Origin of the sequence: Pectobacterium atrosepticum, assembly GCF_000740965.1 — a bacterium.
Classification (GTDB): Bacteria; Pseudomonadota; Gammaproteobacteria; order Enterobacterales; family Enterobacteriaceae; genus Pectobacterium; species Pectobacterium atrosepticum.
The window spans coordinates 2,577,230-2,599,746 of record NZ_CP009125.1 but is presented as its reverse complement, the minus strand read 5'-3'; the positions used below and the strand labels follow the sequence as shown (position 1 = coordinate 2,599,746).

The window sequence follows — 22,517 nt, the reverse complement described above, 5'->3', positions numbered from 1 at the left end:
CTGTCAGAATGGAAACATTTCGGCCGATTATACACGGAATGGTGATTTATCTCGATCTACCATCCGCATTCTGACCAGATTATGCCGCTTTGAAAGCATGTAAGCGATTCATCGCTTTTATCATGTCTTCTTTCATAAGAATTTCTGTGCAGCGCACGGCTTCGTCAATGGCCTCGTCGATCAGAGTCTGCTCGCTCATCGGTGGCTTACCCAACACAAAACCGGTCACTTTACTTTTATCACCCGGATGACCGATACCAATGCGCAAACGATGGAAGTTAGGGTTATTACCCAATTTACTGATGATGTCTTTAAGCCCGTTATGACCGCCGTGTCCGCCACCCAGTTTAAGTTTGGCAATCCCCGGTAATAAATCCAGTTCATCGTGTGCAACCAGAATTTCATCGGGCTGGATGCGGTAGAAGGTGGCCATTGCCGCGACGGCTTTTCCGCTTAGGTTCATGAACGTGGTGGGAACCAGCAGACGTACATCTTGCCCAGCCAGGTTCAGACGGGAGGTGTAACCGAAAAATTTGCTTTCTTCTTTTAGCGACTGGCGATAAGACTCAGCCAGACGATCGACAAACCAGGCACCCGCATTATGACGAGTGGCGGCATATTCCGCGCCAGGATTAGCCAGGCCGACAATTAATTTAATGCTGCTCACGGTATATTCCAGATTACGTGCTTAGACTTACGCAGGGTAGCGTGATTATGAGAACGCTAGTTTACACACCGCATGGTGGATAGCCAAATCGCGGTATTGGAATGTGAATACATTGTTATTTGTTTAGTGATGTGATTATTCATATTTTTGTCTATTTATTTGTTTAAACGTAAAAAAATATTAATCATTCCCTTTATCTGTGATCCCTCCCGCAATCATCCGACTGCGTTATTGTCTATAATTATATCAATATAAGGAAGCAACCTGTAATGGCACTCCGATTCATCCACAGAATTAATCTGGAGGTGGCAGATGAAACGCAAGAATGTGGCAGCATTGGGTAATGTGTTGATGGGGCTTGGTATGATTCTGATGATTGGTGGTATTGGCTTCTCCATCGCTAGTCAGTTTCCTAAGCTGAATGTCCCTGAATATATGACTTACATTGACTTGGTTGGTATCTTTTCTGGCGCAATATTTTGGTTGGTGGGGGCGCGTATTAGCGGGCGTGAAGAAGTCGCAGACCGTTATTGGTGGGTTAAACACTTTGATAAGCGTTGCCGCCGCCAGCGTCACCCATAAGCGTTAATGAAGTCGAATGAACATTAAACAGTAAAGCCGCTGTAGCCTCGCTATGGTGGCTTTTTGTTTTTTATAGCGACAACAACGGTAGAAATAAGAAAGCCACCTTGTTACAGGTGGCTCCATCATTATCGTTTGTGATCGGTTACCCGGTCAGAAGCGATTAATGTTCAAACATCGCAGAAATAGATTCTTCGTTGCTGATACGACGAATCGCTTCGGCCAACATACCTGACAGCGTCAACGTACGAACATTCGGCAGTGAACGAATGTTTTCCGCTAGCGGGATGGTATCGCAGACAATCACTTCATCAATTACAGAGTTCTTGATGTTCTCGTAAGCATTGCCTGAGAAGATCGGGTGTGTAGCATAAGCGAATACACGTTTAGCACCACGTTCTTTCAGCGCTTCCGCCGCTTTGCACAGCGTACCGCCCGTGTCGATCATATCGTCAACTAGCACACAGTCACGGCCAGCGACGTCACCGATGATGTGCATCACCTGAGAAACGTTGGCACGTGGACGGCGCTTGTCGATGATCGCCATGTCGGTATCGTTCAACAGTTTAGCGATTGCGCGAGCACGCACAACGCCACCGATATCAGGAGAAACCACGATTGGGTTTTCCAGATTCTGTTGCAACATATCTTCCAGCAGGATCGGGCTACCGAATACGTTATCTACCGGCACGTCGAAGAAACCCTGAATCTGCTCAGCATGCAGATCAACGGTCAGAACACGGTCAACACCCACGCTGGACAGGAAGTCAGCAACGACTTTCGCGGTAATTGGCACACGTGCGGAACGCACGCGACGATCCTGACGGGCATAGCCGAAGTAGGGGATAACAGCGGTAATACGTCCCGCAGAAGCGCGACGCAGAGCATCTACCATCACAACCAGTTCCATCAGGTTGTCATTGGTGGGTGCACAGGTGGACTGGATGATGAAAATATCACCACCGCGTACATTTTCATTGATTTGCACGCTGACTTCGCCATCACTAAAACGACCAACAGCGGCGTCGCCAAGGCTAGTGTACAAACGGTTGGCAATACGTTGTGCTAGTTCCGGGATGGCGTTACCAGCAAAAAGCTTCATATCAGGCACGAGAAGAACCTCAGGCTTGCGTCCAGAGAAATATTGTACCTGCCAAGCAGCGAAGAGCAACAGGAACAATATGCATACGGGTGTATGAATTAAGTTTGCTACAGACTGGCCGCACGGCAGCCGGTGTGTAGCAAAACCTAACGTTGCCCAGAAAGTCTACGTTGTAGCGGAGAGACGTTAACGCCTCGTGCTACGAAACCGTTTAACCATTCCGGGGCCTGGTCAAGCACCTGACGGGCTGCGAACTCGGTGTCAAACTCTGCAAACACACAAGCCCCCGTTCCAGTCAGGCGCGCCGGGGCATATTCTAGCAGCCATGAAAGTAGCTGTTCAACCTCACGAAAACGTTTTCTTGCGATAGCTTCACAATCATTGACGAAGGTCTGGTTTAATAAAGTTTCTAAATCACGAACTGGCGAATTACGCGTCAGTTCAGGATCGCCGAAAATCAACGGTGTGGCAATGCTAATGCTAGGGTGTGCCACCAGATACCATTTTTCTGGCGGATTCGCCGGTGTTAGCTGTTCGCCAATGCCTTCTGCGAAGGCAGCATACCCACGGATAAACACAGGAACATCCGCACCCAGTTGCAGTCCCAATTCGGCCAACGTATCAACGTTTAGACCACTTTGCCACAAATGATTAAGGGCGACCAACACGGTGGCCGCATTGGATGAACCGCCGCCCAATCCACCGCCCATTGGTAGGCACTTTTCGATATGAATGTTTGCACCAAACTGTGCAGGGCGAATATTACGGCGTTCGCAGTGCTGCTGTAATAAGCGTGCGGCGCGGATGATCAAGTTTTGCTCGTTCTCTACACCGTCTATGGGGGTAAGCAGGTTAATCTGGTCATCATTACGCGGTCGAATTGTCAGCGTGTCGCCGTAATCCAGAAACTGAAATAGCGTTTGCAGCAGGTGATACCCGTCCTGCCTCTGACCTGTAATATAAAGAAACAGATTCAGTTTGGCGGGAGCAGGCCATGTTTCGATAACCGTCGGTTGCATCGCTATTTAACCATCCAGTTATTCATCTTCAGCTTAATTCGCTGTTCGCCCTGAACCAATTCCAGACTGGTTGGAAGCGGGGGCGTCAACTCGGTGTTGTAGCTCTGATAGCTGACATCCCAGTTTTGATTGCCCTGACGATAGGTGATGGTTTTTAGCAGATAGCGTTCATCCAATGTGAATTCGGTCGCATCACCCGGTATGCCGAGGATCCATTGACGCAGATTATTCAGCGGGATCGCCATGCCGGTCAGTTGCTGAATCATGTACTCGGCATCTTTACCTACGTAACGTTTGCCTTGATTGTCGGTGATTTGCACGCCGTCGGGCTGGGCGCGCAGTTCTAATTCGGTGCTGCCGAGCGGGTTGGTCAGCAACAGTCTATAACGCTGCGGAGGCGTGTCCTGCCAGAAAAAATTGGCTGATACTCTTTTGCTATCGGAGATATAGGCAAAAGCGCCGCGCGTTTGATATTGGGTGAGTTGCTGTACTTTTTGTTGATGTTTTTGCCACTCTGGCGAGGTTGGGCTTTTACCCGTTTGTGTTGGTTGATTAACGCTACAGGCGGCTAGCAATAGGCTGGCTAAAGGCAGTAAACGCAGGCATCGGACGGTTTTGGTTGGCATGTCGGTCGTATCCTGTAATGAAGAAGTCCGTGAAATACGTCACGCTAACGGGCTTACCGCTCAGCGTCAATGGTTGTTATTCGTTAATGGCGTTTATTGTTTTTTATCAAAAAGCGTATACCTCAGACGAGGTGTATCGCGTGCTGTCGCTTTTCTTGCACTCCTGCATCAAGTAGAATGCGACTCAAACGAAATCCATACTAAGATCGGTATTACTTAGAAACAGCCTAATGACCCTGCTTGCGCTTGGTATTAATCACAAAACCGCCCCCGTTTCTTTGCGTGAACGCGTTGTGTTCTCACAAGATAAACTCGGGGTGGCCCTCGATAGTCTGTTACAGCAACCGCTGGTGCAGGGCGGTGTTGTGCTGTCTACCTGCAATCGCACGGAACTCTACCTTAGCGTTGACGAACAGGAAAATCAGCGTGAGCAGTTGATTCGCTGGCTGTGCGAATATCATCAATTGCGCCCGGAAGAAGTCAACAGCAGCCTATATTGGCATCAGGGCAACGCTGCTGTTAGCCATCTCATGCGCGTTGCCAGTGGTCTGGATTCTCTGGTGTTAGGCGAACCGCAAATTTTAGGGCAGGTGAAGAAGGCGTTTGCCGAATCACAGCGTGGCCATTCCTTGTCCAGCGAACTGGAGCGGTTGTTCCAGAAATCCTTTACCGTCGCCAAGCGTGTTCGTACAGAAACGGATATCGGTGCCAGCGCGGTGTCGGTGGCGTTTGCTGCTTGTACGCTGGCGCGACAGATTTTTGAATCACTGGCCGATGTCACTGTGCTGCTGGTCGGTGCTGGAGAAACCATTGAACTGGTCGCTCGCTATCTTCGAGATCACAACGTTCAGAAAATGGTGATCGCGAACCGAACCCGTGAACGCGCACAGGCATTGGCAACAGAAGTGGGCGCAGAAGTCATCACCTTGGCTGAGTTGGACGAACAGCTCGTTCATGCTGATATCGTGATCAGTTCAACGGCAAGCACGCTGCCGATTATCGGAAAAGGGATGATGGAACGGACGCTGAAGGCGAGACGGAATCAGCCTATGCTGATGGTAGATATTGCGGTTCCACGTGATATTGAGCCAGAAGTGGGCAAATTGCCGAACGTTTATCTCTACAGTGTGGACGATCTGCATGCGATTATTCAGCATAATCTTGCGCAGCGCAAAGCGGCGGCGGTGCAGGCTGAATCTATCGTGCAGCAGGAAAGCTCCGATTTCATGGCGTGGCTGCGTGCGCAGTCCGCGGTGGAAACGATTCGCGATTATCGCGCTCAGGCCGATGAGCTGCGTGCGGAAATGACGGCCAAAGCGCTGGCTGCCATTCAGCAAGGCAATGACGTTGAGGCGGTGATTCAGGAATTGACACACCGTTTAACTAATCGTCTGATTCACGCGCCGACCAAATCCCTTCAGCAAGCCGCTCGTGACGGCGACCAAAACCGGTTACAAATTTTACGTGACAGCCTTGGGCTGGACTAGCATTCATCTCTATTACAGGATTTAACCGCCCGCATGAAGCCTTCTATTGTTGCTAAACTGGAAGCGTTACAAGAACGCCACGAAGAAGTCCAGGCGTTACTCGGTGAGCCCAGCGTCATCGCTGACATGGATCGCTTTCGCGCGTTGTCGCGAGAATATGCACAGCTCACTGATATTACCCGCTGTTTCCAGCAATGGCAGCAGGCGCAAGAGGATCAGCAGACCGCAGAAATGATGCTGGACGATCCAGAAATGCGCGATATGGCGCAGGAAGAACTGAAAGAGGGTAAAGCGGCGATTGAAGCACTGGAGCAGGAGCTTCAGGTGCTGTTGTTGCCGAAAGACCCCGACGATGAACGCGGCTGTTTTCTGGAAGTGCGTGCCGGAACGGGTGGGGACGAAGCCGCGATTTTTGCTGGCGACCTGTTCCGCATGTACAGCCGTTATGCTGAATCACGCCGCTGGCGCGTGGAAGTTATGAGTGCCAGCGATGGTGAACATGGCGGTTATAAAGAAGTGATTGCCAAAATCTCCGGTGACGGTGTGTACGGCCAGCTCAAGTTTGAATCCGGCGGTCATCGCGTACAGCGCGTTCCTGCTACTGAATCTCAGGGGCGAATTCATACATCGGCCTGTACGGTCGCTGTCATGGCGGCAGTGCCGGAAGCGGAACTGCCGGACATCAACCCTTCGGATTTACGCATCGATACCTTCCGCTCTTCTGGCGCGGGCGGTCAGCACGTTAACACCACCGACTCCGCCATTCGTATTACCCACTTGCCAACCGGTATTGTTGTGGAATGTCAGGACGAACGTTCACAGCACAAGAACAAAGCTAAAGCGTTGTCAGTGTTGGGCGCGCGTATTCGTGCGGCAGAAATCCATAAACGTCAGCAGGAAGAAGCGTCAACACGCCGTAACCTGCTTGGCAGTGGCGATCGTTCCGACCGTATCCGCACCTACAATTTCCCACAGGGAAGGGTGACCGATCACCGTATTAACCTGACGCTTTACCGACTGGATGAAGTCATGGAAGGGAAACTGGACGCGCTGATTCAGCCAGTAGTACAGGAATATCAGGCCGATCAGCTTGCTGCGTTGTCCGAGCAGGAATAATGACGTATCAGGATTGGTTAATCTCTGCGACGGAGCAACTCGCAGCGGGTGAAAGCCCGAAGCGAGATGCGGAAATTCTGTTGGGCTTTGTGACCGGCAAGTCTCGCACGTTCTTGCTAGCGTTTGGTGAAACCGAGTTGAGCGCGGCTGAACAGCAGCCGTTAACTGAACTGTTGGCGCGCCGTGAACAGGGAGAACCTATCGCTTATTTGATCGGCGTGCGCGAGTTCTGGTCACTGCCGCTGGCCGTCTCGCCCGCCACGCTGATTCCCCGTCCCGATACCGAATGCTTGGTCGAGCAAGCGTTGTTGCGCCTGCCTCAAACGCCGTGTTCCGTGCTGGATTTGGGCACTGGAACCGGCGCGATCGCGCTGGCGTTGGCCAGCGAGCGACGTGATTGCCGGGTGATTGGTGTTGACCTTCAACCGGACGCGGTTGCGTTAGCGACAAAAAATGCCCAGCAATTGAAGCTCGACAACGCCCGTTTTTTGCCTGGAAGCTGGTATTCACCGCTCGAACACATGCGCTTTGCGCTTATCGTCAGTAATCCTCCGTATATCGATGTTGATGATGTGCATCTGGCGCAGGGGGATGTTCGCTTTGAACCTGCCAGCGCACTGATTGCTGCCGACAACGGGTTGGCGGATTTACGCGCCATTATTGAATCCGCCCCGCATTATTTAGATGCCGGTGGGTGGCTGCTGTTGGAACACGGCTGGCAGCAGGGGGACGCCGTGCGTCGACTGTTGCAGGTACGAGGATTTACACAGATAGAAACTTATCAGGATTATGGTGGCAATGACCGTGTGTCGTTAGGGCGCTGGTTGGATACCATCAATTATTAGGAGCAATGGACGTGATAACTCTTTACCCAGCCACGATATATCTTCATCTGGCAACGGTTGGCATCAGTATTTCCCTGTTTGTCATCCGTTTTTTCTGGCTATGTCGGCAATCGGCTTTACTGCAACAGCGCTGGGTTAAAATTCTGCCGCATATTAACGATACCTTGTTATTGATCAGCGGTATTGGTTTAATCATTCTGAGTCACACTTATCCGTTTACGCCCGAGCAAAGCTGGCTGACGGAAAAACTGTTTGGCGTTATCATTTATATCCTTCTTGGCGCTATTGCCTTGGGGAAACGCCCCCGTAGCCAGAAAGTTCGCTGGCTGGCGTTTGTATCTGCTTTACTATGCTTTGGTGTGGTTGTGCTGCTGGCACTGACCCAGTCACCGTTGCTGATGGAATAATTATGAGTGCTATTGCTGATTTTGAATTCAACCAGTCACTGCTAAGTGATGGTGTCGTGTTGGTTTCACAGGCTATTCGCCGCGACTTTCCCGCTCAGGATGTGCGGCAAAATCTGCAACAGCTGGTTGAGAGCGCCCGAGCCGTTATTCCTGACGGCCTTGAGCAAGATCTTCAGCTTGAAAAACTGATTGAGCTGTTTTATCACACCTGGGGATTCGGCGGTGCCGGCGGTGTTTATCGCCTGTCTGATGCACTATGGCTGGATCAGGTGCTGGAATCTCGCCAGGGCATGCCCGTGTCGCTTGGCATTATCTTCCTGCATATCGCAAACGAACTCGGCCTGCCGCTGATGCCGGTGATTTTCCCGACGCAGTTGATTTTGCGTGCTGACTGGCTCGATGAAGAGATGTGGCTGATCAATCCGCTCAATGGCGATACGCTGAGTGAGCATGTGCTGGAAGTCTGGCTGAAAGGTAACATCGGTCCTTCAACCCGTTTGTTGGATGAAGATCTGGATGAAGCAGAAAATGTCATGATCGTGCGTAAAATGCTCGATACGTTGAAAGTTGCTCTGATGGAAGAAAAACAGATGGAACTGGCGTTGAGAGCCAGTGAAGCTGTGCTGCAATTTGACCCGGACGATCCGTATGAAATTCGCGATCGCGGCCTGATTTATGCTCAACTGGATTGCGACCATATCGCGCTGTCCGATCTCAACTATTTCGTTGAACAGTGCCCGGAAGATCCAGTGAGTGAAATGATAAAAGTACAGATTCACTCGATAGAGCAAAAACAGATTGTCTTGCATTAAGAAACCGTTTTGCAGTAATGCAGCGTTAATTTATTTCCCGACATGAAGGTAAAAGTATGACGAATAAAGTGGTCAAGATAGGGGATATCCCCGTTGCCAACGACTTGCCTTTTGTGCTGTTTGGCGGCATGAATGTTCTTGAATCACGCGATCTGGCGATGCGCATTTGTGAGCATTACGTCACGGTCACGCAGAAGTTGGGCATTCCTTACGTGTTCAAGGCGTCATTCGATAAGGCTAACCGTTCTTCGATTCACTCTTACCGTGGTCCTGGTCTGGAAGAAGGGATGAAAATCTTCCAAGAATTGAAACAGACCTTTGGCGTAAAAATTATCACTGACGTACATGACTCGCATCAGGCGCAGCCCGTTGCTGATGTGGTTGATGTGATCCAGCTTCCTGCGTTTTTAGCACGCCAAACCGATCTGGTGGAAGCGATGGCGAAAACCGGTGCGGTGATCAACGTTAAAAAACCGCAGTTCGTCAGCCCTGGTCAAATGGGTAACATCGTCGATAAGTTTATCGAAGGTGGCAACGATCAGATTATTCTGTGCGATCGCGGCAGCAATTTCGGTTACGACAATCTGGTTGTTGATATGTTGGGCTTCAATGTCATGAAGCACGCTTCCAACGGCTCACCCGTGATTTTTGACGTTACGCATGCGTTACAGTGCCGCGACCCGTTTGGTGCGGCGTCCGGTGGCCGTCGCGGGCAGGTAACCGAGCTGGCGCGTGCTGGCATGGCAGTCGGTCTGGCGGGGCTATTTATTGAAGCTCACCCCGATCCAGCTAACGCGAAGTGTGATGGTCCGTCCGCGCTGCCGCTGGATAAACTGGAGCCGTTCCTGCAACAGATCAAAGCGATTGACGATCTAGTGAAAAGCTTCCCAGAACTGGATACCAGTAACTAATCTTAATCACTGTAGATTGATTGCTGACGTAAAAAACGTAGGGAACGTTTTTCAACGTCGCTTGCGACGGCCCGCAGTGTGGCGGGCAGGAAGCTCGCCATAAAAAAACCGCGATATCGCGTAATGCCAGTCAGTTAAGCTTGGCTGCATTTTTTCTCCGTGCCGTTGCATACTTTTGGGGCCTTTCCTTCACTATTCGGGGGAAAGCTCTTTCTCTGCGCGGCGGAAGCTTCACCATCTGCGCTATGCTCGCCACATCTTTGACCAACTCCGGGATCCTGCTCGGTGATGCCCCTTCCAGCGTCCAGAGTAGCTTCATTACCCATGCCGTCGATTCCCTGAAGCTCAGTTGATTTGGCCACATTCCTTTTAGCATCGCCGCCATCTTAATCATCTAATAACGCACTATATTATATGCCAGCAGTACGCCCCACAGTTCCTGTCGCACCATGTCCGATTTTTTACTTCTCAGCGTCAGCCTGCTGTCCTGAAGTCCCTGTTTTATTTCCCGGTAGCCCAGTTCTATTTCCCACCGTGGGGAGCCTAGAGAATTCGGAAAAAATCGTATGCTAAGGTTTTCCGAGCTGTCGTAGCGGCCTGAATTTGCCGTCTTCAAGCTTGCGGCTCTGCCGCCAGACGTAATCGTCGGTCAGGTTGATGTGCTCCCAACCTAACGGCGACAGGTACTGATACAGGTCGGTATTCACCGGATTTCCGGCGTCAACCAGTCCTTGGGTAGCCCGCTCCAGGTAGACCGTGTTCCACAGCACGATGGCGGCGGTCACCAGGTTCAATCCGCTTGCCCCAGCTCGCGATGGGAGCAATCGAAGCGATCCCGGTTCCGCCGGACGATGCTGCAGGCTCCAACGCTCAGAGCCGTGCTTCGTTTATCGCCTTGCTAGGTGTGGCCGGCCCGCCGATGGCCGCAGCGTTTTTTGGGGCACGATGGGGCAGTTCATGAGCTATGCGCAGGTCAATGGGGGAGGTTCCGTGAACCGTCCGGGGCCGCAGGGGCAGCCGCCTGGGTCTTGGAGTGGGGCAGCACCGCCTGCGGCTTCGACTGTCAACGCTGCCCATTCGAATCTCGGAGGGTACCGGTCCAGCGCTCAAGTGCCCCCCTGAGAGAGTGAGGTCCTATCAAGGCGACCCTGGAGTACGCTCATGAAATGCATCAACTTGGCAGGTGCGTTGCTCGCTCTTTCTTGCTTCAGCATAGACGTCCATGCCGAAGGAAACTGCCCGCCAGGTTCCTACCCGATTGGCGGAGGTGCCACAGCAGGATGCGCTCCTATTCCCGGTGGGGGCAACGCGGGCGGGGGCGGCTGGCAGTATGAACCGAGTCCTCCGGCGCCCATATGGGAAGACCGCTGGGGTGCGATCGCAGGCGACAAGCCAAAAGGTATTCTTGGTTTCTCGACCTGGCTCCCAAGTGAACCTGCCGCACAACATGCAGCGTTGGCTGACTGTGCGACAAAGGGCGGCGAGCACTGCAAGATCGAGAACTCCTATAAGAATGGCTGCACAGCAATGATCGTCGGTGAATGGGGTTACAACATCGCGTCTAGAGCGACCGTGGATGAAGCGATTGCATCGGGCATCCAAAAGTGTAAAGATAGCGACAGGAGTTGCGTGGTTTTGTACAGCGCATGCAGTCCGTATCCGTTAGCTGAAGGATTCAAATGAGAACAAGTAATTTTTTTGGCGCATTGTTCGGAGCCGCCAGTTCGACCGCAACTGGACCGGCCCATCTCACTCGCTCGCTCGCACTTCGATCAACTTTGGTTCTTTCATTGGCTTGGGTGGCATGTTTCTCTGCAGCCAGCCTCGCCGCTCAACCAAGCATAGTGCGTGTGCAGACTGCCGGCTCGGCGCCAACGTCGGAGTCCCCACAGGGGCCGGGCAGCGTCCAGCCACTGACCAAAGATGACTTAAAGGGTCTGACTGCCGACGGGTCCAAACTGCTGGATGCCCAGATTGGCGATCTCACTGGCCAAGGCAACGCTGCAGCACTGGTCGTACTTGAGCGCCCTGCCAGCAGTGATCCGAGTGCACGGGAAGGCCCGTCGCGCACATTGTTGCTAGTGGCACGCGATGGACAAGGGCAGTTGAGAACGCTCGCCCAGAACGACAAGATCGTTCCGTGCGCCCGGTGCGGGGGCGCTGCGGGAGACCCCTATAGCTATTCACGTGTGGCTCCCGGGCGTTTCACTGTGGTCACGGAAGGCGGGTCCCGGGAACACTGGTGGAATGAATTTCACTTCAAGTACGCGCCCGAAATCAACGGCTGGGTCTTGCACGAGGCTGTGCGTGGCGTCAGCGACACAAAGACCGGCCGCAAGAAGCAGATCAATCTCTCAAGCCAAACTTTGGGAACCATCAAGTTGAACGGCTTCGACCCGTCTTCGCTGCCTCAAGTGAAACTGAAGTAGTCCTGCGTCACAAGCAACGATGCGCGGGGTTCCTGCAGATTAAGAGCAACCGCCACCGGAGAAAATCATGTCCAACGACCGACAAAATAAAGTTCTTTTAGGACGATCATAAGGACGTCTGTGGAACAAATGTGACTGGTGCCACTGCTTCATGGTTTGCAGCGGTGTCTTACTCTTCAAGACCGTCTGCGGCAACTGATGGTTGTAAAGCGCCGTGTAACGCATCAACGTCTGCTCCAGGTCTTCACTGTTGTTGAACCTGTGGGTCTTGAGCACATCCGCAATACGCCCGTTGAAGCGCTCCACCATCCCGTTGGTCTTGGGCGTTCTGGGTCGGGTCAGGCGGTGCTCGATGCTCAATTCCTTGCACAACTGATCAAACTCATGATTGCCGCTGGGCTCACGCTCGCGGCTGGCAAACAAGCGATCCGTGAACTCCTTGCCGTTGTCCATGAGCAGCTTGCTGATCTTGATCGGACAGGCCTTGTGCAAGGCTCCCCACCGGTAGCTGTACAGATCGGCTATTTCTTTACCCGGCCAGCGCATTGGATCCGTCATTGAGGTCAGGAAGCGGATTGTTTTTCCTTTGATTTCACGTTCAGTCATCCGTACTGCTATTTTTTCAGCCAGATGTGGCCATTTTTTCCGCGCCTGCGGTGTCGTTTTCAGGCGTATCAGGCGTGCGCCAGATGACACCATCGACAGCCAGCAGGGTCAGCCCGCCCCAGTGGGGATGGTTTGTTTGCCGGTTCCAGAGGTCAGCAGTCTGTTCAAAAACAAGCCTGACAGCCTCACTACCCAGACGCTGTCGCGCCTGTACCACTGCGCTGGGTGCGACGAAGGGACGGTTACCGGGGGGGAGGATATCCAGTCGGTTAACTATCTGATGTAGTGGTTCTTTTCTTTCAAGCGCTATACCAATAAGGCACCAGACCATCATGTCGGTAGTGAGTCTGCGTTTACGCAGCGTGACGGTCCCAGCTTCTTCAAGGCAGCGCGCGACAAGTTCGGGGTCGAGGACCTCAGCCAGGGTGGAGAGGGGATTACGCAGAGTGTCATACTGGGAAATAACGTTGAGAGCCTGAGATAGTTGCATAAAAAATCCGTAATCTTCCATGAAGACTACGGATTCTTACACAGCACTGGATCGATCAACTGATCCTTAACTGATCGGCATTACGCGATATCGCGGGTTTTTTGTCTTATAACAGCTCGCTGATTTCTACGACACTGTGCGATTGCTGTTATTTATAGAGATCGGCGCTAATCGTGAGGTTGTTGCCTTTACCTTCCCACTGTCTGGTGACGTGGTAGTATTTGGCCCCTTTCTCGCCTGCGCGTTTAGCCACTGCTTCAGACACCTGTGTCATATTGGTGTAGTTGCCGCGGAACTGAATGGAGTCGAAAGGTACCATCTGCGCCGCCGTGGCATTGTTTAGTTCTTGAATTTGTGTGCCATCAGACAACGTTACCGTGTAACGTCCACCTTTTGATGACTGCGTTTCAAAGAAGTTACCTACGTTACGGCTAGGGCTACCTGAGTTGGCGACACCTGGGATTTCTACCTTAGCAGCTTCCGCACCACCCGCAGCAAGCGCAGCGCGTCCCGCATCAGAATCTGCTGGAATCACGTCCGTACTCTGGGTTTGGCGCTTCGGTGCGTCGGCTTTATAAATATATGCAGTGACTTTTTGATTGGCGCTATTCGAGTTCACATCAACCTGACGGACGATATAGAATGAATCGGCGTTTTTCTCTTTTGCTGCTTTCGCAATCGCATCATTCACATCCGGCTGGCTACGGAAGAATCCACCAACGGTTACCGTGTCATAAGGTTCCAACCCGTAAGCGACATCTTTCGGCAGCTCTTTTACACCGTAGAACGTGCGGAATTGGGTATCCTGATTCGCCTTTGGCGCATCTTTGCGATATAGATCGACAGTAACATTCCAGTTACCGCTCGAATTAGCGTCATCCATAGCTTGCACATAGAACGACTGGGCACCCAATTTGTCGGCGCGTTTTGATGCCGCGGCTACCGCTTCATTGATTGCGTTGAAACGTCCTTTAAACGTAATCCGCTCAAAGGGTTGCAGGGATTCTGCCTGCTCAGGTGTAAGTTCCTGTGCAGCCTGCGCTGAAAATGCCGAGAGTGATAACAACAATGTAGATGCAATAACAGTAGTCTTCAGCTTCATAAAAAATCCTTTCGCCTTCCTGCAACTCGAATTATTTAAGGTATAGCAATCAACCTGTAACGGAATAGGGCTGATTATCGCACGGAATAAATTCTTGTGCTTTAGCATTTTCAGCGGTGCTGAAAAGCCGTGATACTTCGGCTGGGAACAAGAAAAGTGCTAATAATAACGGTTAATGATTGTTTTGACATCATAAGGGATATTTATGTGGCTTATCGCATTAACAACCTTGTAACACATCGTTTTTGTGAAACAGAACAGAAAAATACTTCTGTAATAATGCTACAAAAGACAGAGAAGAGCATGATTTTCGACCAAGAAAGGCTGATGGAACCTGTGATAACTCGGCTTTTCTGTGAAATTCATTTTATTTATGGATCATCGATCACATTTTCAGTACGTTATAAATGAGTTCGCCTACAGTGAGACGCCCCAGAAAAGCGTGTAGCAAGAAGATGATAAGACCCTCTTCCTACCGTGTGAATGCGGGGATTCAGAGTGCAGCAGGTCTCGGCGAATTCGTATAACAGAGTAGGGTGAGAATAATAACCTTCGTTAAAAATAAGCGAAAAGGGTATCAGCATGCGTATTGGTGTACCAAGAGAGCGGTTGACCAATGAAGCCCGTGTTGCAGCGACGCCGAAAACGGTTGAACAACTGCTGAAACTGGGCTTTACGGTCTCGATAGAACGTGAAGCGGGAAAACTGGCAAGTTTTGACGATGCGGCATATGAAGAAGTCGGTGCGTCAATTGTTGACAGTTCAGAAGTCTGGCAATCTGATATCGTCCTGAAGGTAAACGCGCCGCAGGATGATGAAATCGAACTGACCCGTGCGGGCAGTACGGTTGTCAGCTTTATCTGGCCAGCACAAAACCCAGAACTGCTGGAGAAGCTGGCTGCCCGTCAAGTGACGGTAATGGCAATGGATTCCGTGCCGCGTATTTCGCGAGCGCAGTCACTGGATGCGCTCAGCTCGATGGCTAACATCGCAGGCTATCGCGCTATCGTTGAGGCTGCTCACGAATTTGGCCGCTTCTTTACTGGGCAAATTACCGCAGCAGGTAAGGTTCCTCCTGCCAAAGTCATGATTATCGGCGCGGGTGTGGCAGGTTTGGCCGCGATCGGTGCTGCTGGCAGCCTAGGTGCTATCGTTCGTGCTTTTGACACCCGCCCTGAAGTAAAAGAGCAGGTTAAGAGTATGGGTGCCGAGTTCCTCGAACTCGACTTTGAAGAAGAAGCTGGCAGCGGCGACGGCTATGCCAAAGTCATGTCTGAAGCCTTTATCAAAGCGGAAATGGAACTGTTTGCCGCACAGGCGAAAGACGTCGACATTATCGTCACTACCGCACTGATCCCAGGGAAACCGGCTCCACGCCTGATCACCAAAGAGATGGTGCTGAGCATGAAGCCCGGCAGCGTGATCGTCGATTTGGCCGCGCAAACGGGCGGAAACTGCGAATTGACCGTTGCCGACCGCGTGACGGTGACGCAAAACGGCGTCAAAATTATCGGTTACACCGATTTACCCAGCCGTTTGCCGACACAATCCTCGCAGCTTTACGGCACGAACTTGGTTAACCTGCTGAAATTACTCTGCAAAGAGAAAAACGGCGAAATCGACGTCGATTTTGACGACACCGTGATTCGCGGTGTGACCGTTGTTAAAGAAGGCGAAATCACCTGGCCAGCTCCGCCGATTCAGGTTTCTGCTCAGCCACAGCAGGCGAAACCTGCCGCTGCGGCTGTGAAGGTAGAAGCCAAGCCAACATCACCGTGGAAGAAATATGCATTCCTTGTGATCGCTATTCTGCTGTTTGGCTGGCTGGCAAATGTCGCACCTAAAGAGTTCTTGTCCCACTTTACTGTTTTTGCGTTGTCCTGCGTGGTGGGCTATTACGTTGTCTGGAATGTCAGCCACGCGTTGCACACACCATTGATGTCAGTCACTAACGCGATATCAGGCATTATCGTTGTCGGAGCATTGTTGCAAATCGGTCACGGCGGATGGGTGTCATTCTTCTCATTCATTGCTGTATTGATTGCCAGCATCAATATTTTCGGTGGCTTCACCGTGACTCAGCGCATGCTGAAAATGTTCCGTAAAAACTAAGGGGTAACACATGTCTGGTGGATTAGTAACTGCTGCATACATTGTTGCCGCAATTCTCTTTATTTTCAGTTTGGCTGGATTATCCAAGCACGAAACGTCGCAACAAGGGAACATCTTTGGTATCAGCGGGATGGCACTTGCACTGATCGCGACGATTCTGGGGCCTGATTCCGGCAACGTTGGTTGGATCATCGTGGCTATGGCGATCGGTGGGTCAATCGGTATTTATCTGGCGCGTAAGGTTGAAATGACCGAAATGCCAGAGTTGGTCGCTATTCTTCACAGTTTTGTGGGGATGGCTGCGGTGCTGGTTGGTTTTAACAGTTTTCTCGATCATGGTGAAATCACCGACCCGGTGATGGTCAATATCCATTTGACGGAAGTCTTCCTGGGTATCTTCATCGGTGCTGTGACCTTCACGGGTTCAGTTATCGCGTTCGGTAAACTGCGCGGTAATATTTCTTCCAAACCGTTGATGTTGCCTCATCGCCATAAAATGAATCTGGCGGCGCTGGTCGTATCCTTCCTGCTGCTGTTGGTTTTCGTCAACACGGGAAGCGTAGCGTTGCAGGTGTTGGCGCTGATTCTGATGACAGCGATTGCTCTGGTATTTGGCTGGCATCTGGTTGCATCGATTGGCGGTGCGGACATGCCAGTAGTCGTTTCCATGCTGAACTCCTACTCTGGTTGGGCGGCAGCAGCGGCAGGCTTCATGCTGGGCAATGACCTGTTGATCGTGACCGGTGCTTTGGTGGGTTCTTCTGGTGCGATTCTGTCTTACATCATGTGTAAGGCGATGAACCGTTCCTTTTTCAGCGTGATTGCCGGTGGTTTTGGTACCGATGGCGTTTCCACCAGTGAGAGCGAAGAGGTTGGGGAATATCGTGAGGCTTCAGCGGAAGACGTGGCTGATTTACTCAAGAACTCAACCTCGGTCATTATCACACCGGGATACGGTATGGCCGTAGCACAGGCACAATACCCTGTGCATGACATCACTGCAAAACTGCGTGCGCGTGGTATCAATGTCCGCTTTGGTATTCACCCGGTTGCAGGGCGTTTGCCTGGACATATGAACGTGCTGTTAGCCGAAGCGAGAGTGCCTTACGACATCGTGCTGGAAATGGATGAAATTAACGATGATTTCACCGACACCGACACCGTTCTGGTCATTGGCGCGAATGACACCGTTAACCCAGCGGCGCAAGAAGATCCACATAGCCCAATTGCTGGCATGCCAGTGCTGGAAGTGTGGAAAGCGCAGAATGTTATCGTGTTTAAGCGTTCCATGAATACCGGCTACGCTGGCGTACAGAATCCGCTGTTCTTTAAAGAGAACACGCAGATGCTGTTTGGCGATGCCAAAGACAGCGTCGAGGCGATTTTGAAAGCGCTGTAATAAGTGAAAGCCACCTCCTCAGAGGTGGTTTTCGACTGACAACGAAAGGGGCGAATATCGCCCCTTTTTTACATCTCTTTTTTACATCTGAAAATAAGCTTTACTCGTCATACTTTACGCTGCATGTGCGTCGCATAACATTGGCAAAAATAATGCCAGCACTGAGGCTGGCATTATTCGATTCGAACGTGATGAAACATGAGGTCAGCTGTTGTCGCTGTCTTCCTGTGTAATCGGCGAAACGAAGTCATCGGGTTTGATCGCCAACAGGTCGCACTTCAAATGATCGATAACATGCTCGACGGTGTTGCCGATAAAGGCGGCGGAAAGGCCGGTTCGACCCAGCGACCCTAACACCACGACGCCTGCCTGCAAATGCTCCGCCAGGTCGGGAATCACTTCTTCTGGCAGCCCTTTTTCTACGTGCGTCACGCGCTCATCCAAACTAAACTTCTGCCGTAGCGATTTCATGGCAATCAGGTGTTGCCCTCGAATCGCATCGTTGTAGACGCTAGGATCGAAATCAGGCAATTCAATGGCGATATTGATGGGGGTAACCGGGTAGGCACCAACCAGATGAACCTCGGTTTGGTCAACCTGCTGTGCCAGTTCCAGTGTTTCCGATACCAATTTGATATTGAGTGGATCGTGATAAGGATCTTCGCTGGCCAGATTGACCGCAACCAATGCGCGGCCTTCGGCTGGCCAAGGTTGATCTTTTACCATCCATACAGGGCAAGGGCATTTGCGCAGTAATTGCCAGTCTGTAGGGGTAAAGATCACGGCTTCCAGTCGATCGTGCTGATGGGCCATTTTCAAGAGTAGGTCATGTTGCCCGGAAATCACTTCCCGAATAATGGCTTCAAAGGGTTTATTGTGCCAGACCACTTTGATCTCTATCGAAACGCCCGCTTCAAGGTAGTGTTGACACTGTTCCTCAATCCACTCCGTCCGTTGCTGAATAACACCTTGACGCATTTCCACCCGGTCATCGGGGGAAAGCAGAGTCGTCATTTCATAAGAGAAATCATAGATCGGCAGAAATGCCTTGATACGGCCGCCAAGTCGCTGAACCAGGTAAACTGCCCGACGCAGTGCTGGTTGGTCATCCTGATTTGGGTCAATAGCTACCAGTAAATTCTGATACTTTGCCATAGCGCCTCCAAACAGCTGTTATTCCACAGCCTGTAAATCAAGAGTACCGCAATGGGATCTATTTGGACAACAGAGATAAGCCGCAGAATAAAAAAATAAGAAATATCACGAACGACGCGGGCAGGGAGGATAGAACGTTGACGCTGCCACAGTAAAACAGTGGCAGCGTCAAATAGTTAGGCTGGAAAGACTATTTACGTGAAGACCCGGCTAATTCGGAAAGCGCATCAATATTCTCGATCGTGATGTATTTCCCTTTTACTGCCAGTGTACCGCTTTTCTGGAAACGCCCCAGCAGACGGCTGATGGTTTCAACGGTCAGCCCCAGATAGTTACCGATATCACCGCGCGTCATGGTCAGACGGAATTCACGTGGTGAGAAACCACGCTGAGCGAAACGGCGGGAGAGGTTGTAGACAAATGCAGCCAGACGTTCTTCAGCATTCTTCTTCGACAGCAGCAGAATCATGTCCTGATCGCCACGGATTTCACCGCTCATCAGGCGCATCATCTGCTGGCGCAGGTTAGGCATTTTCCCTGAGAGATCGTCCAGCGTCTCGAAAGGGATTTCACAGACCATTGAGGTTTCCAGCGCCTGAGCGAAACTTGGGTGCTGAGCGGTACCGATAGCGTCAAAGCCAACCAAATCGCCTGCCAGATGAAAACCCGTGATCTGCTCGTCGCCTTGCTCGGTGATGGTGTAGCTTTTTATCGTACCGGAGCGGATGGCGTACAGCGATCTCAGCTCATCACCTGCTTTAAACAGCGCTTGCCCCTTCTGGATAGGCTTCTTCCTTTCAATGATGTTGTCGAGCTGATCGAGCTCGTGTTCATTCAGGGTGAAAGGGATGCATAGCTGACTGATACTGCAATCCTGACAGTGGATTGCACAACCGCCAGACTGGATGCGTCGGATAATTCGCTTTTCCGGGATCATAGGCTTTGCTCAGGCAATAATTGATATTGGTCAATTTTAACAGCTTTTATCGGCTGTGATAAGACCGACAATCACCGGAATAGACCAATAAATAGTGAACTAACTATAAATTTTCAATTTTTCTGGGAAATACTTCGATATATAAGTGCCGCGTGGCGATAATATTTTCGTCCATCGCGTTTTCAAACGGTTACACGTTGATTAATCCGAATCACTTACGCTGATAAGCAATTCGGTGAGGCATTTTCTCAGGCCGCAGCGTTATAATTATAACGGTAAACTATTTTGGTGCGGTAAGTAACCTTCATGAGCTAATAGCCACTGTTTACGATGAATCCCCCCCGCATAGCCCGTCAGTGCACCGCCCGTACCGATGACGCGATGGCACGGAACCACGATACTGATAGGGTTTGAGCCATTTGCCATGCCGACTGCACGCGCTGCGCCAGTGCGTCCCAATAGCGTGGCGAGTTCGCCGTAGGTGGTAATCTCTCCGCAGGGAATTCTACGTAATTCCCGCCAAACCTGCTGTTGAAATTCTGTCCCTACAGAAGCAACGGGCAGCGTATCAATAATCGCTAATTCGCCATCAAAATAGCGCTGCAGGCTGTCTGTCAGACCACCGGGATTATGACGTGACTGTAACGAAAAGGGATCATTTCGATAACTGCGATTGAGTGAGCGAAATAAACCGTCTTCATACTCGCGCCACTCGACAGCGCGCAAATGATTATTTTCATCAGCAATAATCAATAACTCCCCAAGTGGGGTAGCCATGGTGTCTTGGAAAAAAGTCTGCATAGTAATTCCTTACGCGCTTGTCGCTTTCCTGCATCTCTATATTAGTTACGTGTCGATTATCCGGCATCGGTCGGCGGATTGAAAATAAAATGCAAGATATGTCACATGATGAAGTGAAGAAAGAGAAAGTCATCACGAACATAGCTCAGCCTTACCCCAACATGGCACGTAAGAAAGCTAATCCCCATTTACTGTGAGGTATGCGGAGATACGTCACGTGTGACATTTTCAATAAAATCAATCACTAAAATAGAAGTCCTCTAATTTATACTTATGAGAGATGGAGCATGCCAATCTTTCTCCTACTGCCAGATAACATCATCACGTGGCAATAATGTGAAGGTGAACTATGTCTATATGCTCTATTTTTTATGACAAAGGCAGGAGAGTGTGGGTATGGCTGTCATGATGAAAATCACTATACCAGCCAGCCCTCAATCGGTATGTACCCGTCAATTCGGTGAAGTTTTTTAGCGTCCTGTTTTATGTACGAATAGCTATGTGCCTACGTTATTTGGAGGAAATACACAGAATGAAAAAGAAATATGCCGTAGTGGGAACGGGGGGGCGTGCAGGCCTTTATCTGGAGTCGATCGCCAGAGATTATCAGGATCAGGGACAATTTGTTGCTTTTTGCGATACAAACCAGACGCGAATGGATTACGCCAACCGTATTGTCCATAAATTTGGACACGATAATGTGGCAACGTATCACGCCGATCGGTTTGAGCAGATGATCGCGGAAACCAAGCCAGATATCGTTATTGTGTCGTCGATAGACCGGACGCATCATCATTATATTATCCGGGCAATGGAATTAGGGTGTGATGTCATCAGTGAAAAACCGATGACGATTGACGAAGAAAAATGTCAGGCCATTATTGATGCGATTAATCGTACTGGACGTAAATTACGGGTGACGTTTAATTATCGTTACGCACCGCATCACAGTAAAGTCCGTGAATTAATTGCCGCAGGATCGATTGGTGAAGTTTATTCCGTTCATTTTGAGTGGCTATTGAATACCGAACATGGGGCAGATTATTTCCGTCGCTGGCACCGTGACAAACGCAATAGCGGCGGGCTGTTGGTGCATAAATCCACGCACCATTTTGACCTGGTCAATTTCTGGCTGAATAGCGAACCGGAAACGGTCTACGCACAAGGCGATTTGCGTTTTTATGGTAAAGCGAATGCCGAAGCGCGTGGTATCACGGATTTCTATTCACGTTCACATAATAGCGCCGCGGCGGAAAACGACCCGTTTGCGTTGCATATGAATCAAAGCGAACAGCTAACGGCTTTATATTTAGACGCCGAACACGAAGATGGTTATTACCGTGATAAAAGCGTGTTCGATGACGGTATTAATATTGAAGATGTACTGGGTGTGATGGTGCGCTATAAGAACAAAGCCATCATGACATACTCATTAAATGCCTATTTGCCATGGGAAGGGTTGAATGTGGTATTTAATGGTAGCAAGGGCCGGTTAGAAATGAAACTGGTAGAAAAGTCTTATGTAAACGGAGGCGGACAAAAAGAGGATGAAGGTGCGCTGAATGAATGTGAAATAAAGATCTATCCGATGTTTGATGAACCTTATGTCGTACCGGTTGAATTTAAATCGGGCGGACACGGTGGCGGCGATCAGGTCATGTTGAACGATCTGTTTGGTACACCGGAACCCGATCCATTACATCGTGCAGCGGATTATCGAGACGGGGCAATGTCTATTTTAACCGGTATTGCCGCTAATCGGTCATTACGCACCGAATTGCCAGTGAAAATAAGCGAGCTGGCCGTTAACCTGAAAAGAGAGAATTAATCAGAGTCTCTGCCATTGGGCAGAAAAAGCTTCCGCATCCGTAGTACCTGTCTGCCCCTAAAAGGGCAGCGGGTGGAAACCTCC

Annotated in this window: 20 protein-coding genes and 4 pseudogenes; 12 read left to right on the top strand and 12 right to left on the bottom strand. The window is 50.7% G+C overall.

Going from position 1 to position 22,517, the window contains the following annotated elements:
* Positions 1-79: 79 nt before the first annotated feature.
* Entirely contained in the window at positions 80-667 is a 588-nt protein-coding gene (pth, locus tag GZ59_RS11475; RefSeq protein ID WP_011093744.1) for an aminoacyl-tRNA hydrolase, read from the bottom strand.
* A gap of 312 nt (positions 668-979) precedes the next feature.
* Between pth and ychH the strand changes: the two genes are divergently transcribed.
* Complete coding sequence (ychH, locus tag GZ59_RS11470) at positions 980-1,249, top strand: stress-induced protein YchH (protein ID WP_011093745.1); 270 nt, start codon at positions 980-982, stop codon at positions 1,247-1,249.
* 163 nt (positions 1,250-1,412) lie between these two features.
* On the opposite strand, the gene prs is transcribed toward ychH, so the two are convergent.
* From prs to lolB, 3 genes are all read right to left on the bottom strand, one after another.
* Positions 1,413-2,360 carry a ribose-phosphate diphosphokinase gene (gene prs, locus GZ59_RS11465; RefSeq protein WP_010274915.1) on the bottom strand — a complete coding sequence of 316 codons (948 nt, stop codon included), beginning with the start codon at positions 2,358-2,360 and terminating at the stop codon, positions 1,413-1,415.
* 137 nt (positions 2,361-2,497) lie between these two features.
* A complete protein-coding gene (ispE, locus tag GZ59_RS11460) occupies positions 2,498-3,370 on the bottom strand; it encodes a 4-(cytidine 5'-diphospho)-2-C-methyl-D-erythritol kinase (RefSeq protein ID WP_011093746.1) in 873 nt (290 codons plus the stop codon).
* A gap of 2 nt (positions 3,371-3,372) precedes the next feature.
* Positions 3,373-3,996, bottom strand: coding sequence for a lipoprotein insertase outer membrane protein LolB (gene lolB, locus GZ59_RS11455; protein ID WP_011093747.1), 624 nt, complete (start codon positions 3,994-3,996; stop codon positions 3,373-3,375).
* A 230-nt stretch (positions 3,997-4,226) separates the two neighbouring features.
* On the opposite strand from lolB, the gene hemA reads away from it, so the two are divergent.
* The 6 genes from hemA to kdsA are packed head-to-tail and all read left to right on the top strand — an operon-like array spanning position 4,227 to position 9,574.
* A complete protein-coding gene (hemA, locus tag GZ59_RS11450; protein ID WP_011093748.1) occupies positions 4,227-5,483 on the top strand; it encodes a glutamyl-tRNA reductase in 1,257 nt (418 codons plus the stop codon).
* 33 nt (positions 5,484-5,516) lie between these two features.
* Complete coding sequence (gene prfA, locus GZ59_RS11445; RefSeq protein ID WP_011093749.1) at positions 5,517-6,599, top strand: peptide chain release factor 1; 1,083 nt, start codon at positions 5,517-5,519, stop codon at positions 6,597-6,599.
* A complete protein-coding gene (gene prmC, locus GZ59_RS11440) occupies positions 6,599-7,444 on the top strand; it encodes a peptide chain release factor N(5)-glutamine methyltransferase (RefSeq protein WP_011093750.1) in 846 nt (281 codons plus the stop codon). The genes prfA and prmC overlap by 1 nt, the downstream gene beginning before the upstream one ends.
* A gap of 5 nt (positions 7,445-7,449) precedes the next feature.
* Positions 7,450-7,851: a SirB2 family protein gene (locus tag GZ59_RS11435; protein WP_039291890.1), complete on the top strand. Its 402-nt coding sequence runs from the start codon at positions 7,450-7,452 to the stop codon at positions 7,849-7,851.
* Between the two features lie 2 nt (positions 7,852-7,853).
* Positions 7,854-8,663 carry an invasion regulator SirB1 gene (sirB1, locus tag GZ59_RS11430; protein ID WP_011093752.1) on the top strand — a complete coding sequence of 270 codons (810 nt, stop codon included), beginning with the start codon at positions 7,854-7,856 and terminating at the stop codon, positions 8,661-8,663.
* 56 nt (positions 8,664-8,719) lie between these two features.
* Entirely contained in the window at positions 8,720-9,574 is an 855-nt protein-coding gene (kdsA, locus tag GZ59_RS11425) for a 3-deoxy-8-phosphooctulonate synthase (RefSeq protein WP_011093753.1), read from the top strand.
* A gap of 130 nt (positions 9,575-9,704) precedes the next feature.
* Here kdsA and GZ59_RS11420 read toward each other — a convergent pair.
* A pseudogene (locus GZ59_RS11420) lies at positions 9,705-10,121 on the bottom strand (transposase); the annotation flags it as partial.
* 22 nt (positions 10,122-10,143) lie between these two features.
* Positions 10,144-10,386, bottom strand: a pseudogene (locus GZ59_RS11415) (Tn3 family transposase); the annotation flags it as partial.
* A gap of 349 nt (positions 10,387-10,735) precedes the next feature.
* On the opposite strand from GZ59_RS11415, the gene GZ59_RS11410 reads away from it, so the two are divergent.
* Together GZ59_RS11410 and GZ59_RS11405 are read left to right on the top strand one after the other, a co-directional pair.
* On the top strand, positions 10,736-11,257 hold the full coding sequence (locus GZ59_RS11410; protein ID WP_011093757.1) for a DUF4189 domain-containing protein: 522 nt from the start codon (positions 10,736-10,738) through the stop codon (positions 11,255-11,257).
* Positions 11,254-12,003, top strand: coding sequence for a hypothetical protein (locus GZ59_RS11405; RefSeq protein WP_011093758.1), 750 nt, complete (start codon positions 11,254-11,256; stop codon positions 12,001-12,003). The genes GZ59_RS11410 and GZ59_RS11405 overlap by 4 nt, the downstream gene beginning before the upstream one ends.
* A 39-nt stretch (positions 12,004-12,042) precedes the next feature.
* Here the strand turns inward: GZ59_RS11405 and GZ59_RS11400 are convergent.
* The 3 genes and pseudogenes from GZ59_RS11400 to ydgH all read right to left on the bottom strand — a co-directional run.
* Positions 12,043-12,495: pseudogene (locus GZ59_RS11400) on the bottom strand (integrase core domain-containing protein); the annotation flags it as partial.
* 6 nt (positions 12,496-12,501) lie between these two features.
* Positions 12,502-13,099 (bottom strand): annotated as a pseudogene (locus GZ59_RS11395) (transposase domain-containing protein); the annotation flags it as partial.
* A gap of 148 nt (positions 13,100-13,247) precedes the next feature.
* On the bottom strand, positions 13,248-14,201 hold the full coding sequence (gene ydgH, locus GZ59_RS11390; protein ID WP_039291887.1) for a DUF1471 family protein YdgH: 954 nt from the start codon (positions 14,199-14,201) through the stop codon (positions 13,248-13,250).
* Between the two features lie 582 nt (positions 14,202-14,783).
* Here ydgH and pntA point away from each other — a divergent pair.
* Both pntA and pntB read left to right on the top strand, forming a co-directional pair.
* Positions 14,784-16,313, top strand: a complete 1,530-nt coding sequence (pntA, locus tag GZ59_RS11385) for a Re/Si-specific NAD(P)(+) transhydrogenase subunit alpha (protein WP_039291885.1) — start codon at positions 14,784-14,786, stop codon at positions 16,311-16,313.
* A gap of 10 nt (positions 16,314-16,323) precedes the next feature.
* A complete protein-coding gene (gene pntB, locus GZ59_RS11380) occupies positions 16,324-17,712 on the top strand; it encodes a Re/Si-specific NAD(P)(+) transhydrogenase subunit beta (RefSeq protein WP_039291883.1) in 1,389 nt (462 codons plus the stop codon).
* A gap of 204 nt (positions 17,713-17,916) precedes the next feature.
* Here the strand turns inward: pntB and uspE are convergent, their stop codons facing one another.
* From uspE to ogt, 3 genes are all read right to left on the bottom strand, one after another.
* Complete coding sequence (uspE, locus tag GZ59_RS11375; protein WP_039291880.1) at positions 17,917-18,867, bottom strand: universal stress protein UspE; 951 nt, start codon at positions 18,865-18,867, stop codon at positions 17,917-17,919.
* Positions 18,868-19,057: 190 nt separating this feature from the next.
* Positions 19,058-19,804 carry a fumarate/nitrate reduction transcriptional regulator Fnr gene (gene fnr / locus GZ59_RS11370; RefSeq protein WP_005968491.1) on the bottom strand — a complete coding sequence of 249 codons (747 nt, stop codon included), beginning with the start codon at positions 19,802-19,804 and terminating at the stop codon, positions 19,058-19,060.
* A gap of 267 nt (positions 19,805-20,071) precedes the next feature.
* Positions 20,072-20,605, bottom strand: coding sequence for a methylated-DNA--[protein]-cysteine S-methyltransferase (ogt, locus tag GZ59_RS11365; RefSeq protein ID WP_011093765.1), 534 nt, complete (start codon positions 20,603-20,605; stop codon positions 20,072-20,074).
* Between the two features lie 532 nt (positions 20,606-21,137).
* On the opposite strand from ogt, the gene GZ59_RS11360 reads away from it, so the two are divergent.
* The gene (locus GZ59_RS11360; RefSeq protein ID WP_039291875.1) at positions 21,138-22,433 is read left to right on the top strand and encodes a Gfo/Idh/MocA family oxidoreductase; all 1,296 of its coding nucleotides are present in this window, start codon (positions 21,138-21,140) and stop codon (positions 22,431-22,433) included.
* Positions 22,434-22,517: the final 84 nt, after the last annotated feature.